General features: G+C 70.1%; 14 protein-coding genes, 1 pseudogene and 1 riboswitch. Of the genes and pseudogenes, 8 read left to right on the top strand and 7 right to left on the bottom strand.

What is annotated here, in order from left to right; translation table 11 throughout:
* The 7 genes from VHK87_RS02515 to VHK87_RS02485 form a co-directional block, all read left to right on the top strand.
* Nucleotides 1–1,116 (top strand): carboxylesterase/lipase family protein (locus VHK87_RS02515; protein ID WP_329633321.1); only part of this gene is annotated, 1,116 nt, incomplete at its 5' end.
* Nucleotides 1,117–1,266: 150 nt separating this feature from the next.
* Nucleotides 1,267–2,049, top strand: a complete 783-nt coding sequence (locus tag VHK87_RS02510; RefSeq protein ID WP_329633320.1) for an SDR family NAD(P)-dependent oxidoreductase — start codon at nucleotides 1,267–1,269, stop codon at nucleotides 2,047–2,049.
* Nucleotides 2,050–2,170: 121 nt separating this feature from the next.
* The gene (locus VHK87_RS02505; RefSeq protein WP_329633319.1) at nucleotides 2,171–2,560 is read left to right on the top strand and encodes a F0F1 ATP synthase assembly protein I; all 390 of its coding nucleotides are present in this window, start codon (nucleotides 2,171–2,173) and stop codon (nucleotides 2,558–2,560) included.
* Between the two features lie 16 nt (nucleotides 2,561–2,576).
* A complete protein-coding gene (locus VHK87_RS02500; RefSeq protein WP_329633318.1) occupies nucleotides 2,577–3,362 on the top strand; it encodes a F0F1 ATP synthase subunit A in 786 nt (261 codons plus the stop codon).
* A 49-nt stretch (nucleotides 3,363–3,411) separates the two neighbouring features.
* Complete coding sequence (locus tag VHK87_RS02495; RefSeq protein WP_329633317.1) at nucleotides 3,412–3,636, top strand: F0F1 ATP synthase subunit C; 225 nt, start codon at nucleotides 3,412–3,414, stop codon at nucleotides 3,634–3,636.
* 61 nt (nucleotides 3,637–3,697) lie between these two features.
* Entirely contained in the window at nucleotides 3,698–4,333 is a 636-nt protein-coding gene (locus tag VHK87_RS02490) for a hypothetical protein (protein WP_329633316.1), read from the top strand.
* Complete coding sequence (locus tag VHK87_RS02485) at nucleotides 4,333–4,836, top strand: F0F1 ATP synthase subunit B (RefSeq protein ID WP_329633315.1); 504 nt, start codon at nucleotides 4,333–4,335, stop codon at nucleotides 4,834–4,836. Before VHK87_RS02490 ends, VHK87_RS02485 begins: the two co-directional genes overlap by 1 nt.
* Before the next feature lie 4 nt (nucleotides 4,837–4,840).
* Here VHK87_RS02485 and VHK87_RS02480 read toward each other — a convergent pair whose 3' ends face one another.
* The 5 genes from VHK87_RS02480 to gcvT form a co-directional block, all read right to left on the bottom strand.
* On the bottom strand, nucleotides 4,841–5,260 hold the full coding sequence (locus VHK87_RS02480) for a PGPGW domain-containing protein (protein ID WP_414694098.1): 420 nt from the start codon (nucleotides 5,258–5,260) through the stop codon (nucleotides 4,841–4,843).
* A 122-nt stretch (nucleotides 5,261–5,382) separates the two neighbouring features.
* Nucleotides 5,383–6,960, bottom strand: a complete 1,578-nt coding sequence (gcvPB, locus tag VHK87_RS02475) for an aminomethyl-transferring glycine dehydrogenase subunit GcvPB (protein WP_329633314.1) — start codon at nucleotides 6,958–6,960, stop codon at nucleotides 5,383–5,385.
* Nucleotides 6,957–8,303 (bottom strand): aminomethyl-transferring glycine dehydrogenase subunit GcvPA, encoded by a 1,347-nt coding sequence (gene gcvPA, locus VHK87_RS02470; protein WP_329633313.1) that lies wholly within the window; start codon nucleotides 8,301–8,303, stop codon nucleotides 6,957–6,959. Before gcvPA ends, gcvPB begins: the two co-directional genes overlap by 4 nt.
* A gap of 2 nt (nucleotides 8,304–8,305) precedes the next feature.
* Nucleotides 8,306–8,671, bottom strand: coding sequence for a glycine cleavage system protein GcvH (gcvH, locus tag VHK87_RS02465; protein ID WP_329633312.1), 366 nt, complete (start codon nucleotides 8,669–8,671; stop codon nucleotides 8,306–8,308).
* Between the two features lie 18 nt (nucleotides 8,672–8,689).
* Nucleotides 8,690–9,847, bottom strand: a complete 1,158-nt coding sequence (gene gcvT / locus VHK87_RS02460; protein WP_329633311.1) for a glycine cleavage system aminomethyltransferase GcvT — start codon at nucleotides 9,845–9,847, stop codon at nucleotides 8,690–8,692.
* 157 nt (nucleotides 9,848–10,004) lie between these two features.
* A riboswitch (glycine riboswitch) is annotated at nucleotides 10,005–10,093 on the bottom strand.
* A gap of 157 nt (nucleotides 10,094–10,250) precedes the next feature.
* On the opposite strand from gcvT, the gene VHK87_RS02455 reads away from it, so the two are divergent.
* Nucleotides 10,251–10,970, top strand: a complete 720-nt coding sequence (locus tag VHK87_RS02455) for a response regulator (RefSeq protein WP_329633310.1) — start codon at nucleotides 10,251–10,253, stop codon at nucleotides 10,968–10,970.
* Here the strand turns inward: VHK87_RS02455 and VHK87_RS02450 are convergent.
* Complete coding sequence (locus VHK87_RS02450) at nucleotides 10,967–14,083, bottom strand: putative Ig domain-containing protein (RefSeq protein WP_329633309.1); 3,117 nt, start codon at nucleotides 14,081–14,083, stop codon at nucleotides 10,967–10,969. The genes VHK87_RS02455 and VHK87_RS02450 overlap by 4 nt on opposite strands.
* A 180-nt stretch (nucleotides 14,084–14,263) precedes the next feature.
* Nucleotides 14,264–14,596: pseudogene (locus VHK87_RS02445) on the bottom strand (hypothetical protein); the annotation flags it as partial.

Raw genomic sequence — 14,596 nt, 5'->3', positions numbered from 1 at the left:
CGCCACGACGTGGTGGTGGTGACCATCAACTACCGACTTGGGGCGCTGGGTTTCCTATCGGTCCCGGAGGCGGGCTTCGGGCCGAACCAGGGGCTGCTGGATCAGGTGGCGGCGCTGACGTGGGTGCAGGCCAACATCGAGGCGTTCGGCGGCGACCCGGCCAACGTGACCATCTTCGGGGAGTCCGCCGGCTCCGCCTCGGTGGCGGCGCTGCTGGCCATGCCGCCGGCCAAGGGCCTGTTCCACCGGGCGATCCTGCAGAGCGGGGTAGGGCGCGCCTCCCCGGCCGAAGTGGCGGCGAAGAGCGCCGATGCGCTGCTCGAGGCGTTGGGCCTGAACCGCGCGCGGGCGGCGGAGCTGCGGAACGTGCCGGCGGCGCAGCTCGTCTCCGCCCAGGCGGCGGTGCAGAAGCAGGGGCTGGCGTTCGGTCCGGTGCGCGACGCCGCCACCCTGCCGGACGAGCCGATGAAGATCGTCCGGGCCGGCGGGGCGTCGGAGACCGCGGTGCTGATCGGATCCAACCGCGATGAGGTGAAGCTGTTCAACGCCGCCGCCCCGCGCCAGCCGCTCGATGAGGCCGGGCTAGTGGCCGCCGTTCGGACGGCGCTGCCCAAGGCCGACGAGGCGCAGGCCGCGGCGCTGATCGAGACCTACCGCGCCTCCCGCCGCGCCAAGGGGCTGCCGGTGGAGAACCTCGATGTGCTTGACGCGGTGCAGAGCGACGTGCGCTTCCGCATCCCGTCCATCCGGCTCGCGACCGCGCAGAAGGCCGTGCAGCCCAACACCTACCTCTACCTCTTCACCCACGCCTCGCCGGCTCGCAAAGGGGCGCTGGGCGCCTGTCACGCGCTCGAGATGCCCTTCGTGTTCGGCACCCTCTCGGCGCCGACCCAGGACAGGTTCTGCGGCACAGGCCCGGATGTCGAGCGGCTGTCGGCCGAAATGAACGCGGCCTGGGCGGCGTTCGCCAGGACCGGGAGCCCCAGCACGCCCGCACTCGAATGGCCGGCGTTCGATCCCGGGCGGCGGACCACCATGCTGTTCGATACCGCAAGCTCGCGCGTCGAGGATGACCCCTTCGGCGACGAACGGGCCGCGATCGACCCGCTGCTGTGACGTCGTCCCGGACGGCGGACAGGCCGATCCGGGGCCCAGAGTCGGCGGGGTCCCGGCTCTACGCTTCGCTTCCGCCAGGATGACGTGGCGAGCTTGACGCCCCGTACGGAAGCGGGCTTTCGCTGCAGTCAATCAAAGGAGAGCGCCGCCATGGCCTACAAGCCGTTCGATCTGACCGGGAAGGTCGCGTTGGTCACCGGGGGCAACGGCGGGATCGGGCTCGGGATGGCCGAGGCGATGGCTCAGGCCGGCGCGGACGTGGTGATCTGGGGCACGAACGCCGACAAGAACGCCGCCGCCGAGGCGAGGCTGAAGGCGCACGGCGTGCGGGTGCTGACTCAGCGGATCGACGTCTCGGAGGAACAGCAGGTGGTCGACGGCATGGCCCAAGCGGCCGCCGAGATGGGCCGGCTGGACACGGTGATCGCCAACGCCGGAATCGGCGGCGGGGCCCGCTCCTTCGCCGAGATGAGCACCGAGACCTGGCGCCGGGTGATGGGGGTCAACCTGGACGGGGTGTTCTTCACCTTCCGCGAGGCCTGCAAGCACATGGTGGCCCGCGCCCAAAGCGGCGACTCGGGCGGCTCCCTGGTGGTCACCTCCTCGCTGTCGGCGGTGCATGGGGCGGCCCGCAACGAGGCCTATTCGTCGGCCAAGACGGCGGTGCTGGGCATGGTCCGGGGTCTGGCGGTGGAATACGCCCGCTATGGGATCCGTGCGAACGCCGTGCTGCCGGGGTGGATCGCCACCGACATGACGGCCGGCGCGCAGGGAAACGACAAGTTCAACGAGCAGGTGATCAAGCGCGTCCCGACCCGCCGCTGGGGCGAACCGGAGGACTTCGGCGGCATCGCCGTCTACCTCGCCTCGGACGCCTCGCGCTTCCATACCGGCGACTCCATTCTCATCGACGGCGGCTACGCGATCTTTTGAAGCGCGACTAAATCTCCCGCCACACTTTTTCGCTGGAAAAACAACGGCGTATGTTGCGGCGCCGGAATCTTGACGCACTGCACCAGCGTCTATAGGTTCCGCGCGACTTTCAGCCCGGGCCATGGCGGCGAATTCGCTGCTGCGGCTGGACCCGAGGACCATGCCGGAGCCTGACGAAACGCGGGACGAGACCATCAGACGTCTCGACGCGCGGGCGGAGGCTCTACGGGCGCGGACCGCTACGACGCCGCAGGATCATGGCGTCCAGGCGGCCGGATACGGATATCGGCTGCTCGGCATCCTGCTGGGCGGCTTGTTTGTCGGCATCGCGATTGGCGCGGGCGCCGACGCCCTTCTGCGCTCCGCGCCGTGGGGAATGATCTGCGGGGTCCTCGTCGGCTTCGTGGTGTCGGTTTGGATGGCGGTCCGCTCGGCGCAGCGGATGTCGGAAGAAACGGCGAGGGAGTGGGGTCCCCCCAAGGACCTGCCCCCGGATGACGAGGAAGATTGAAGGAGTTCGAGGCGGCATGGCCGACCCGATGCACCAGTTCGAGGTCACGAAGATCGTGGACCTCCCGGATTTCTCGCTCCCCGGCGTGGGCGTGATCGACATGTCGATCACCAACTCCACCGTGGCCATGTTCCTGGCCGCGGGCCTGATCGTCGCCTTCTTCGCGCTGTCCACCGCCAAGGCGGCGGTGGTGCCGGGGCGGCTGCAGCTGCTGGGCGAGGGCATATTCGGCTACATCGACAACCTGACGACCAGCATCATCGGGCACGAAGGGCGCAAGTTCTTCCCCTTCATCTTCACCCTGTTCCTGTTCATCCTGGCGATGAACATCCTGGGGATGTTCCTGGTCTTCACGGCCACCTCGCAGCTGGCGGTCACCGCGACGCTCGCGGTCATGACCATCCTGCTGGTGCTGGTCATCGGCGTGATGCGCAACGGCGCGAACATGTACAAGCTGTTCGTGCCGGCCGGCGTGCCCTGGTACATGCTGATCCTGGTCACCCCGATCGAGATCATCTCCTTCGTGCTGCGGCCGGTGACCCTCGCCCTTCGTCTCTTCGGCAACATGCTCGGCGGCCACGTGGCCCTGAAGGTGTTCGCCGGCTTCGTGGTCAGCCTCGGCGCCCTGGCGGCCGGCGGCGGCGTCGGCCTGCTCGGCATCCCCGCCGCCGCGCTCTCGCTCGGCGGGGTCGTGGCGCTGACGGCGCTCGAGTTCCTGGTGGCCTTCCTGCAGGCCTTCGTCTTCGCGGTTCTGGCCTGCGTCTACCTGAACGACGTGGTCAACCTCGGCCATCACCACTGATCGGCCGGATCAACTCCAACTCTCTCATTTCTCAACGGGACCAAATCAAATGGAAGCGGAAGCGGCTAAGTTCATCGGCGCGGGCCTCGCGACCCTCGGCATGATTGGCGCGGGCATCGGTGTGGGCACGATTTTCTCGGGCTTCCTGCAAGGCGCGACGCGTAACCCGTCGGCGGCCGGCGGCCAGTTCACCAACCTCATCCTCGGCGCGGCCCTCACCGAAGCGCTCGGCATTCTGGCCTTCGTGCTCGGCCTGCTGATCCTGTTCAGCTAATCGCTGACGCCCCCGGGCGGAGCCTGCTCCGCCCGTCGTTTTCTTGAGGACGACCAGGCCGATGGCCGCCGAAACGACCACCACGCCGAGCACGGGCGACCACGACGGGAATCCGACCGCCGAAGCGGCCGAGGCCGTTCACGGTCACGAAGTCCCTGCCGGCACGAGCGAAGTCGCCCACCACGGCGGCGAAGGCGGCGGACTGCCGCAGTTCCGCATGGAGTACTGGGGCGGCCAGATCATCTGGCTGCTGCTGATCTTCCTGCTGCTCTACATCCTGCTGGGCCGGGTCTTCGTGCCGCGCCTGCGCAAGGTGCTGGACACCCGGGCCGAGACGATCAGCCAGGCGGTGGCCGAGGCCAAAAGCGTCCAGGCCGAAGCCGAGGCGCTCGCCAAGGCCGCTCAGGCCGAGGTGGCGCAGGCCCGCGCCGACGCCCGCCGCATGGGCGCCGAAGCCAAGGCCAAGGCCATGGCGGAGATCGCCGACCGGCAGGCCGAAGTCGAGCGTGAGCTCGACGCCAAGCTCGCCGACGCCGAAGGCCGGATCCGCGCCATGCGCGACCAGGCGATGACCAACGTCGGCGCCATCGCCTCGGAGACGGCCCAGGCCATGGTCCAGAAGCTGACCGGCCAGCCGGCCGGACCGGCCGAAGTCGAAGCCGCCCTGGCGGCGCGTGTTCCCGCAGGAGCGGTCTGATGCCTGCCTTCCTCAATCCGGCCGAGGCGGAGTTCTGGGTCGGCGTCGGCCTGCTGATCTTCCTCGCCATCGTGATCTTCGTCGCCAAGGCGCCGAAGGCGGTGGCCAAGCTGCTCGACGACAAGTCGGCCTCCATCCAGGCGGACCTGGACGAGGCCAAGCGGCTGCGCGAGGAGGCTCAGCGGCTGCTCGAGGAGCTGCGCGCCGAGCGGGCGGAAGCCGAGCGTCAGGCGGCCGACATCCTCGCGGCCGCCCAGGCCGAGGCCAAGCGCAACCAGGAAGAAGCCCGGGTGAAGCTCGAGGAGAGCGTGGCCCGCCGGCGCGACCTGGCCGAGCGCAAGATCGCCACGGCTGAGGCCCAGGCGATCGTCGAGGTGAAGGCGGCCGCGGCCGATATGGCGGCGCGGGCCGCCGAGGGCGTGCTCGCCGGCCGGCTCGCCGGGCTGAAGAGCGACCCGAGCATCGACCGCGCGATTGGCGAGCTCGCCGTCAAGTTGAAGTAGTGGATCAGGCTGAAGCGGAGCGGCGCCGCTTCAGCTTCCACCGCCGCCGCAGCCGCATGGCGATCCGAAAACGCGACGGAAGCACCAGGCGCTCGACCCGCAGCGTTTGCTGCCAGGCCACCAGGATCATCTCCGGCTCACGGCGCAGCAGGCGCCGGATCGGGTAGACCATCTTCGGGTGGGCCCGCTGGAACTTCACGAACTGGCGGCGCGCCTTGAACGAGTTGCGCAGGATCAGCATCAGCCCGACGACGATGACCGGGATCCCGCCCGGGCCGGGCAGGGGCGCGATCAGCACGCCGGCCGCCACCACCGCCAGGCCGAGCATCACCAGAGCGGCGCGCGTAATGCGGCCGAGGATCTCTTGCGCGAGATCGTCGGAGGCGTAGCGGCGCGCGCGCGGCATGATGCTGACGTAGGACACGGGGGTTCGACCTGGGTTCGGGGCAGCCGTTCGGGGGAGGTCCGGCCGACCCGCCTCGCTGATATGCGAACGCGCCTAAGAGTCGTAAAGGCGCCAGTCGGGATATTTCTGCGGCGGCTTCGCTATTCGGCGGCGAGCGGCGCCGGCGCAACACCCGTGGGTTCCGGGCGCCACGCCAGCTTGGGCTTGCGCGCGGCCAGCGTTTCGTCCAGCCGGCGCAGGGGCGCCAGATAGGGCGCGCCCTTGAAGCGGTCCACCTCGCCGGCCTTCGCCGCCTGGGCCAATGCGCGAAGCGCCTCGCAGAACCGGTCGAGCTCGGCCTTCGACTCGGTCTCGGTCGGCTCCACCAGCATCGCCCCGTGCACCACCAGCGGGAAGTACATGGTCATCGGGTGGAAGCCTTCGTCGATCATCGCCTTGGCGAAGTCGAGGGTGGTGACGCCCGTGCCCTCCAGCCAGCTGTCGTCGAACAGGGCCTCGTGCATGCAGGGGCCTTCCGGGAAGGCGGGCGTGATCAAGTCGCCGAGCCGCGCCTTGACGTAGTTGGCATTCAGGACCGCGTCCTCGGCCACCTGGCGCAGGCCGTCGGTCCCGTGGCTGAGCATGTACGCGTAGGCGCGGACGAACATCCCCATCTGGCCGTGGAAGGCGCTCATCCGGCCGAAGGCCTGGGCGGCCTCGCCGGCGGGTTCCTCGACCAGCTTGAAGCCGCCCTCGCCCGAGACGACCCAGGGAGCCGGCGCGAAGGGCGCCAGCGCCTCCGACAGCACGACCGGCCCTGCGCCCGGGCCGCCGCCGCCGTGCGGCGTGGAGAAGGTTTTGTGCAGGTTGATGTGCATGGCGTCGACGCCCAGGTCGCCCGGCCGCACCTTGCCGACGATGGCGTTGAAGTTGGCGCCGTCGCAGTAGAAGTAGGCCCCCGCGTCGTGTGCCAGGCGGGCGATCTCGATGATGTCCCGCTCGAACAGGCCGCAGGTGTTGGGGTTGGTGACCATAATGGCCGCTACGTCGGGTCCGAGCTTGGCGGCCATGTCCGCCAGGTCCACGCGGCCGTCGTCGGTCTGGGCGATCTCGGTGACCGAATAGCCGACGAAGGCGGCGGTAGCCGGGTTGGTCCCGTGGGCCGAGGTCGGCACCAGCACGCGCCGACGGGCCGAGTCGCCCTTGGCGTCGTGGGCGGCGTGGATGGCCAAGAGGCCGCAGAGTTCGCCGTGGGCGCCGGCCTTGGGCGGCAGGGCCACGGCCGGCATGCCGGTCAGAGTCTTCAGCCAGTGGGCCAGGCCGTCCATCAGCGCGAGCGCGCCCTGTACGGTCGACTGCGGCTGCAGCGGGTGGATGTCGGAGAAGCCGGCCAGCCGGGCCATCCGCTCATTGAGCCGCGGGTTGTGCTTCATGGTGCACGAGCCGAGCGGATAGAGCGCCAGGTCGATGGCGTGGTTCTTCTGCGACAGGCGCACGTAGTGGCGCACCGCTTCCGGCTCGGAGAGGCCGGGCAGGGGGACCTCCTCACGGGTGAGGCTCGCGAGGTCGGAGGCGTCGGCCTCGGGCGCGGGCAGATCGACACCGGTCTTGTCCCAGCCGCCCAGTTCGAAGATCAGCGGCTCGTCCTGCAGCAGCCCGCGGCCGCCGGTGAGGGAGGCGTGGCCCTGGGCGCTGGCGGCCTCGGGGCGGGTGGGGCGTCCGACGCTTAGCATGCTCATGCGCCGATCCTCCTGGAGAGCGCGCCCGTCAGGGCGGCGATGTCTTGGGTGGTGGTGAGTTCCGTGGCGGCCAGCAGCAGGACGTCGTCCAGGCCGGCGTGCGGGTCGAGGCGGGCGTAGGGCACGCCGGCGACGATCCCGTCTCCCAGCAGGGCCTCGACCAGCGCCGTCGCCGAGCCGGGGACCTTCACGGCCACCTCGTTGAAGTAGCGCGGGGTCAGAAGCTCGACGCCGGGGACGCCGGAGAGCGCCTTCGCCAGTTCCCTAGCCCGGGCGTGGTTCACCTCGGCTAGCTGGCGCAGGCCTTTGCCGCCCAGCAGCGACAGGTGGATGGTGAACGCCAGCGCGCAGAGGCCCGAGTTGGTGCAGATGTTGGAGGTCGCCTTCTCCCGCCGGATGTGCTGCTCGCGGGTGGAGAGGGTGAGCACGAAGCCGCGGCGGCCCTCGGCGTCCACCGTCTCGCCGGCCAGGCGGCCGGGCATCTGGCGCACCAGCTTTTCGCGGGCGGCGAACAGGCCGACGTAGGGCCCGCCGAAGTTCAGGGCGTTGCCGATCGACTGGCCCTCCGCGACGGCGATGTCCGCGCCCATGGCGCCCGGCGACTTCAGCAGGCCGAAGGAGACGGCCTCCGTCGTCACCACGATCAGCAGCGCGCCGGCGGCGTGGGCGGCCTCGGCGATCTTGGTGACGTCGGTGACCGTGCCGAACACGTTGGGGGTCTGGACGACGACGCAGGCGGTCCCGGCGTCGATCGCCTCCAGCACCGCTGCCTCGGCGTCGATGGCGGCCGGCAGGCGATGGATCTCCATGCCCTCGGCGTGGGCGATGGTCTGGGTGGTGGCGGCGTAGTGGGGGTGCAGGCCGCCGGACAGCACGGCCTTCTCGCGGCGGGTGACCCGCTGGGCCATCATGACCGCTTCTGCGCAGGCCGTGGAGCCGTCGTACATCGAGGCGTTGGCCACATCGAGGCCGGTCAGCGCGGCGACCTGCGTCTGGAATTCGTAGAGCGCCTGCAGCGTGCCCTGGGCGATCTCCGGCTGGTAGGGCGTGTAGCTGGTCAGGAACTCCGAGCGCTGGATGATGTGGTCCACCGTCGCCGGCACGTGGTGGCGGTAGGCCCCCGCGCCGCAGAAGAAGGGTCCCGCGCCGGCCGCGCGGTTCATGGCGGCCAGGCGGCCGAGCTCGCGCTCCACCTCAAGCTCGCCGGCGTGCAGCGGCAGGTCGAACAGCTCCTTGCGGCGGGCCGCTTCCGGCACGTCGCGGAACAGGTCGTCGATCTGGCCGGCGCCGATGGTCGCCAGCATTTCGGCCCGGTCGGCCGGCGTGAGGGGGAGATAGCGCATGGTCAGAGGGTCTTCAGGAACTCGTCGTAGGCGGCCTTGTCCATCAGGCCCTCGTATTCGGCGGGGTTGGCGACCTTCAGCTTGGCGAACCAGCCTTCGCCTTCGGCCGACTCGTTTACCGTTTCCGGCTTGTCGCCCAGCGCGGCGTTCGCCTCGACCACCTCGCCGGAGATGGGGGCGTAGACGTCGGACGCGGCCTTCACGCTCTCGACGACGGCGAAGGCGTCGCCCGCCGAGACGGTCCTGCCGACCTCAGGCGTCTCCACGAACACCACGTCGCCTAACTGCTCGGCGGCGTAGGCGGTGACGCCGACGGTGGCCACATCCCCCTCGAGGACGACCCATTCATGGTCCTTGGTGAAGCGCATTCTCTTGTCTCTTCCTCTTCAGGCGAGCCGGACGTAGCGGTGCGGGACGAACGGCAGGGCCACGACTTGGCAGGCCTGCGGCTTTCCCCTGACGATGACCTTCAGGCGGGTTCCAGGTTCCGACAGCAGAGGCGGCACGAACCCCATGGCGATTGAGCCGGACAGGCTCGGCGAGAAGCCGCCGCTGGTGACCTTGCCGACGACTTTGCCGTCCTCATCGGCGATCTCCGCGCCCTCGCGGGCCGGGGCGCCTTCCAGCACCTTCAGGCCGACGCGCAGGCGCGAGGGGCCGTGCGTCATCTCGCGCTCGATCCGCTCGGCGCCCGGGATGTTCCCGGCCTTGCGGCGGCGCTTCGACACGGCGAAGGCCAGGTTCGCCTCGATGGGGGAGACGGTCTCGTCGAGGTCGTGGCCGTAGAGCGGCAGGCCGGCCTCGAGGCGCAGCGAGTCGCGGGCGCCCAGGCCGATGGGGCGGACGCGCTCGTCGCCGAGCAAGCGGCCCCACAAGGTATCGGCGAAGTCGCGCGGCGCCAGGATCTCGTAGCCGTCCTCGCCGGTGTAGCCGGACCGCGAGACGACGCAGCCGTGGCCGTCGACGTCCATGCGGGCGAAGGTCATGAAGCCGAGTGTTGGCGCCTGCGGGAGATGCTGCTTCACCACGTCCACGGCCTTCGGCCCTTGGACGGCGATCAGGCCGCGGTCGTCGGCGCGGGTCAGGGTCGCGCGGCCGGCGACGGCCTGCTCGATGAGGGCGAAGTCGGCGTCCTTGGTCCCGGCGTTGACCACCAGGTAGAGCATGCCTTGACGGTCGTCCCAGACCGGCCGGCCGACCATCAGGTCGTCGATGATCCCGCCGTCCGGGTTCATCAGCAGGGTGTAGCGGAGCTGGCCGCGCTTAAGCCCCCGCATGTCGCCGCAGACTAGCGGCTCGATGAGGGCGGCGATGGCCCGGTGGTCGGCGTCGGGATCGCCGCTCTTCTCATTCAGGGTCAGAAAGGCCGGGCCCATGTGGGAGACGTCGAAGGCGCCGGCGTGCTCGCGCGTCCAAAGGTGCTCCTTCAGCACGCCCTCGGGGTACTGAACCGGCATGGAGTAGCCGCCGAACGGGACCATGCGCGCGCCACGGGCCAGGTGCGCCCCGGTCAATGGCGTGGTCTTGAGGCTGGCTTCGGTCACGACACGGACTCCGGCTGACGACTTCGCGCACGTCCGGAAGCGAGCCTCCGGCCTATCTGCGCCCCCGCTGTCCTTGGGCCTGAGAGATTTGGGGGTTTCCCCCTCTGCTCCTTCGGCGAGCCCACCCCGAAAGGAGCGGCTACTTTCCAGCGTTCATCAGCCCTTCGCGGTCCTTTTGCCTGAGCGTTTCCGGGGCGGTTGCGCCTTCGGCGCCGGGGCTGGCCCGGCCTCTCCCGCGAGAGTCGGGCGAACCTCTTCGATCGCGCTTTCGGAGTCAACGCGCATCGGCGCGGCCGGGGCCGGCGCCCGGGTCGCCGGCTGCGACAATCCGCCCCACCCCATGCTTAAGGCTCTGCTACCGGAGCGCGTGGGAGTCTGGCGGCCGAATGGAGAAGCCGTTTCGATGCCTCGCGTGACCCCCGCCGCCGCCCTCGCAGACCTGCGCCAGGACGCTCCGGCCGCGGAGGTCGCCGCGCGCGGGGCCATCGCCTTCGCGTTGGCCGTGTGCGGCCTGGCGGCGCTCGGTCTCCAGGCGCAGGCAGGCTCTGCGGAGGGCGCCATGCAGGCCCTGTTGGCCGTGGCCCTGATCGTCGGAACCGGCGGCGTGGCGGCCAACTTCGTGCGCCTGCCAGCGCCGCCGCAGGCCGAGAGGGCCTCACGCGAAGCCGCGCCCGCGCCACAGCCTTCGGGCGAGCTCGAACCAGCCGAAGACCGCGAGCCGATGGCCGGTCTGCGGATCCTGATGGCCGAGGACAATCCTCTCAACCAGCTGCTCGTCCACGCCCTGCTGAACGGCCTGGTGGATGCTCTGACCATCGTCAGCGACGGGGTGGAGGCGCTCGAGGCGCTCCGCCGCGAGGACTTCGACCTGGTGCTGATGGACGTGAACATGCCGCATCTGGGCGGCGTCGCCGCCGTCGCGGCCGTGCGCGCCGGCCAGGCCGGCCGCAGGGACACGCCCATCGTCGCATTGACCGCCGAGGCCCAGCCGGGCGACGCCGAGCGCCTGCGCGCCGCCGGCTTCGACGCCCACCTGGCCAAGCCCTTCCGGCCTGCCGAACTGCTGGCGATCGTCGCCGGCCGCGGAGGGCGGACGCCCGCCGCCCGCCGCGCCGCGGCCTAGCCGAGAACCAGCGCGCCCGGGCTCCAACCGGTGTAGCCGGCCAGCACGACCACGTGGCCGTCGGAGAGGGTGAGCACCGTGTCGCGCGCGCCATCGCCGGTGACGTCCGCTGTGCTGACCGCCGAGGCGAGGGTCAGCCCGTCATCGAGGCGGACCTTGTCGACCCCGGAGAAGTCGGTGACCACGTCGCGGTCCCCCGACTGTTCGGCGCCGAAGGCGAAGACGTCGTAGCCCGAGCCGCTGGTCAGAACGTCGTCGCCGGCGCCGCCGTCGATGGTGTCGTTGCCGCTGTCGCCCCAGAGGGTGTCGCGGCCGGAGCCGCCGTACATGCGGTCGTCTCCGGTGTCCCCGAGCAGGCGGTCATGGCCCGTCCCGCCGTCCACGATGTCGTTGCCCGAGCCGCCGTTCAGGCTGTCCGAGCCGCCGAGGCCGTAGATGGAGTCGTGGCCGGCGAGGCCGAAGATGGTGTCCTCGCCGTCCCCGCCCTGGTGGACCTGGGCGGCGGCCCCGCCGTTGACCTTCACGCCGTCTGCGACGCCGGTGATCGTCACCGTCACCGTGGCCGTGGAGGTGAGCCCGCCGCTGTCCATCATGGTGTAGGTGAAGGTGTCCGTCGCCGTGTTGGGATTGCCGAACACGCCGAGCAGGTCGAAGTCCTCGTGGTCGGCCGAATAGGTCAGGGTCTGGCTGCCCGCGTTGAACGCCACCGTGCCCTTGGTCGACCCGGTCCCCACGGCGGTGATGGTCTTGGTGTCGCTGGCGTCGGGGTCGGTGTCGTTGGCCAGCAACGTGGCGACGAGGTTTCCGCTCGTGGCGTCTTCGGCGACGGAAATCGCGTCGCCCGCCGCGGTCGGTGCGTCGTTCACCGGGGTGATTGTCAGGTCGAAGGTGTCGGTGGCGGAGAGCGCGCCATCGGTGGCGGTGACCTTCAAGGCCAGCACGCCGTTGAAGTTCACTGGCGGGGTTCCCGAGAAGGTGCGGGTCGCCGCGTCGAAGCTCAGCCAGCCGGGAAGAGCGGTCCCGTCGCCCAGGCTCGCCGAATAGGCGAGCGTATCGCCGTCCACATCGCTGAAGGCGGCGACCTGGACGTTCACCGGTGCGTCCTCGGCGGACGTCCGGTCGGCCAGCCCCGGCGCGGTCGGCGCGTCGTTCGCCGGGGTGATGGTCAGGTTGAAGACGTCCGAGGCGCTGAGCGTCCCGTCGCTGGCGGTGACCTTCAGGGCGATGACGCCGTTGAAGTTCGCCGGCGGCGTGCCGGTGAAGGCGCGCGTGGCGCCGTCGAAGCTCAGCCAGGCCGGCAGGGCGGCGCCGTTCTCCAGGGTGGCCGTGTAGGTCAGCGCATCGCCGTCAATGTCGCTGAAGGCGGCGACGGCGAAGCTCACCGGCGCATCCTCGGCGGACGTCTGGTCGACCAGCGCGGCGGCGACGGGGGCGTCGTTCACGGGCGCGATGGTCAGGTCGAAGGTGTCGAAAGCCCCGGCGATCCCGTCGGTGGCGGTCACCCTGATGGAAAGCAGGCCGTTGAAGTTCGCCGGCGGCGTGCCTGTGAAGGTCCGGGCGCCAGCGTCGAACAGCAGCCATCCTGGCAGGGCGTTTCCATCCGCCAGCGTGGCCGAGTAGGTCAGCGTGTCGCCGTCCGCATCCGTGAAGGCGGCGATCTGGAAACTCACCGCCCCATCTTCCGCGAAGGTCTTGTCCGTCAGCACGGGCGCCGCCGGCGCGTCGTTCATCGCGGCGATGGTCAGATCGAAGGTGTCGGACGCGCTTGCGAGGCCGTCGCTGGCGGTGACTTTCAGAGCCAGGACGCCGCTGTAGTTGGCCGGGGGCGTGCCCGAGAAGGTTCGGGTGGCCGCATCGAAGCTCAGCCAGGCCGGGAGCGGGGTCCCATCGCCGAGGGTGGCGGAATAGGTCAGTGTATCGCCGTCCACATCGACGAAGGCCGTCACCTGGAAGTTGACGGGCACGTCCTCGAAGGTGGTGCGATCTGACAGCGCAGGCGCGACAGGGCCATCGTTTGCTGGCGTGATGGTCAGGTCGAAGGTGTCGGAGGCGCCGGCAAGGGCGTCGGTGGCGGTGACCTTGAGGGCGATGACCCCGGTGAAGTTCGCCGGAGGCGTGCCGGAGAAGGTGCGTGTCGCCGCATCGAAGTTGAGCCAGCCGGGAAGCGGGTCGCCGTCGGCCAGGCTGGCGGAATAGGTCAGCGGACCGCCCTCGGCATCGGTGAAGGCGGTGACCTGGAAGCTCACCGGGGTGTCCTCGGCGGAACTGCGATCGGCCAGGACGGGCGCGACCGGCGCATCGTTCACCGGCGTGATGGTGAGGTTGAAGGTGTCGGAGGCGGTCAGCAGCCCATCAGTGGCCGTGACCTTCAAGGCCAGAACCCCGTTGTAGTTGGTGGGGGGCGTGCCGGAGAAGGTGCGGGTGGCCGCATCGAAACTCAGCCAGCCGGGAAGCTGGGCCCCATTCGCCATCGTGGCCGAGTAGCTGAGCGTGTCGCCGTTCGGGTCGGTGAACGCGGCGACCTGGAAATTGACCGCGACGTCCTCGAACGAAACCCGATCCGCGATGTCGGGAGCGACCGGCGCGCTGTTGGCGGCTCCGGCGAAGGTCAGCTTCATCGCGATGTCGACAGTGCCGGAGTTGAACTGGAGCGAGCTCAGATCCGCACCATTCGTGGCGCCCATGTCGCCGCCCGCGTAGGCCCCGCCGCTGTTGGCCTCGAACGTCAGTTGGCCATCCGACGAGTTCACCGGCATGTATTGCCAGACGATGCCGTAGCGCTGGTTGGCGACCACCGAGGTGTCGCCAAGGTCGACGGTGAAGCTGCGGAGCGCCGCGGCGCTGTAGGTCAGGCTCTCGCCCGCCAGGGGGGTCACTGTCAGCGTGGACGAGGTGAACAGGGTCTGATCCACCTTGTCGTTCGCCGACAGGCTGACGACGAGGACGCGCAAGGCCACAGGGCCAGCCTGTCCAGTCAGGTCCACGCGGAAGGTCAGGTCGCCGAGGATCGGATCGAGGGCGATGAACTCCTGCCCGAAGAACCGGCTCCCCTGGTCGCCGAAGCCGCCGACGTACGGCTGCGCGCCGCCCGCGGCGATGATCAGTTCACTCATGGCTACGCCCCCACTGGGCCGCCCACCCGGCGACCGCACCTGACCGCCCAGCCCGAGCGGCGAAGTTAATCTTCAGATAACCACGTGCGGTGCGGGTGCGGGGTTTGGCAACGCGTCTCGCCTGCCACGGGAGGAGGCCGTCACCCGTTTCGAGGGAGCGGGGCCGAGCCAGCCCCCGCCTCAGGCCAGCAGAACCTGCCCCGCGCTCCAGCCGGCCAGTACGATGACGTGGCCGTCCGAGAGCGTGAGCACGGTGTCGAGCTGCCCATCGCCAGTGGCGTCGGCCGTGCTGTCGGCCGAGGCGAGGGGCAAGCCGTCATCGAGCCGGATCCGGTCGTCGGCGTTGAAGTCGCCGGCGACGTCGCGGTCGCCGCTTTCGCCGGGGCCGAAGACCAGCACCTCGTAACCCGAGCCGCTCCACAGGACGTCGTCGCCAGCGCCGCCTTCGAGGGTGTCGCGCAACCTCAGATCGGCGACGCTTACATCTTCTCCGGCGCTTCGAAGCCCAGGAGG

Source organism: Phenylobacterium sp., from assembly GCF_036263695.1.
Lineage (GTDB): Bacteria > Pseudomonadota > Alphaproteobacteria > Caulobacterales > Caulobacteraceae > Phenylobacterium.
The sequence above is the reverse complement of the archived record's forward strand: the minus strand, read 5'-3'. Positions and strand labels throughout refer to the sequence as shown.

Coding starts and splice junctions, on each gene's coding strand:
- VHK87_RS02510 (WP_329633320.1), top strand. CDS start 1,267: ATGGCCTACAAGCCGTTCGATCTGACCGGGAAGGTCGCGTTGGTCACC.
- VHK87_RS02500 (WP_329633318.1), top strand. CDS start 2,577: ATGGCCGACCCGATGCACCAGTTCGAGGTCACGAAGATCGTGGACCTC.
- gcvH (WP_329633312.1), bottom strand. CDS start 8,671: ATGCGCTTCACCAAGGACCATGAATGGGTCGTCCTCGAGGGGGATGTG.
- VHK87_RS02450 (WP_329633309.1), bottom strand. CDS start 14,083: ATGAGTGAACTGATCATCGCCGCGGGCGGCGCGCAGCCGTACGTCGGC.
- gcvPB (WP_329633314.1), bottom strand. CDS start 6,960: ATGAGCATGCTAAGCGTCGGACGCCCCACCCGCCCCGAGGCCGCCAGC.
- VHK87_RS02505 (WP_329633319.1), top strand. CDS start 2,171: ATGGCGGCGAATTCGCTGCTGCGGCTGGACCCGAGGACCATGCCGGAG.
- VHK87_RS02455 (WP_329633310.1), top strand. CDS start 10,251: ATGCCTCGCGTGACCCCCGCCGCCGCCCTCGCAGACCTGCGCCAGGAC.
- VHK87_RS02485 (WP_329633315.1), top strand. CDS start 4,333: ATGCCTGCCTTCCTCAATCCGGCCGAGGCGGAGTTCTGGGTCGGCGTC.
- VHK87_RS02495 (WP_329633317.1), top strand. CDS start 3,412: ATGGAAGCGGAAGCGGCTAAGTTCATCGGCGCGGGCCTCGCGACCCTC.
- VHK87_RS02490 (WP_329633316.1), top strand. CDS start 3,698: ATGGCCGCCGAAACGACCACCACGCCGAGCACGGGCGACCACGACGGG.
- gcvPA (WP_329633313.1), bottom strand. CDS start 8,303: ATGCGCTATCTCCCCCTCACGCCGGCCGACCGGGCCGAAATGCTGGCG.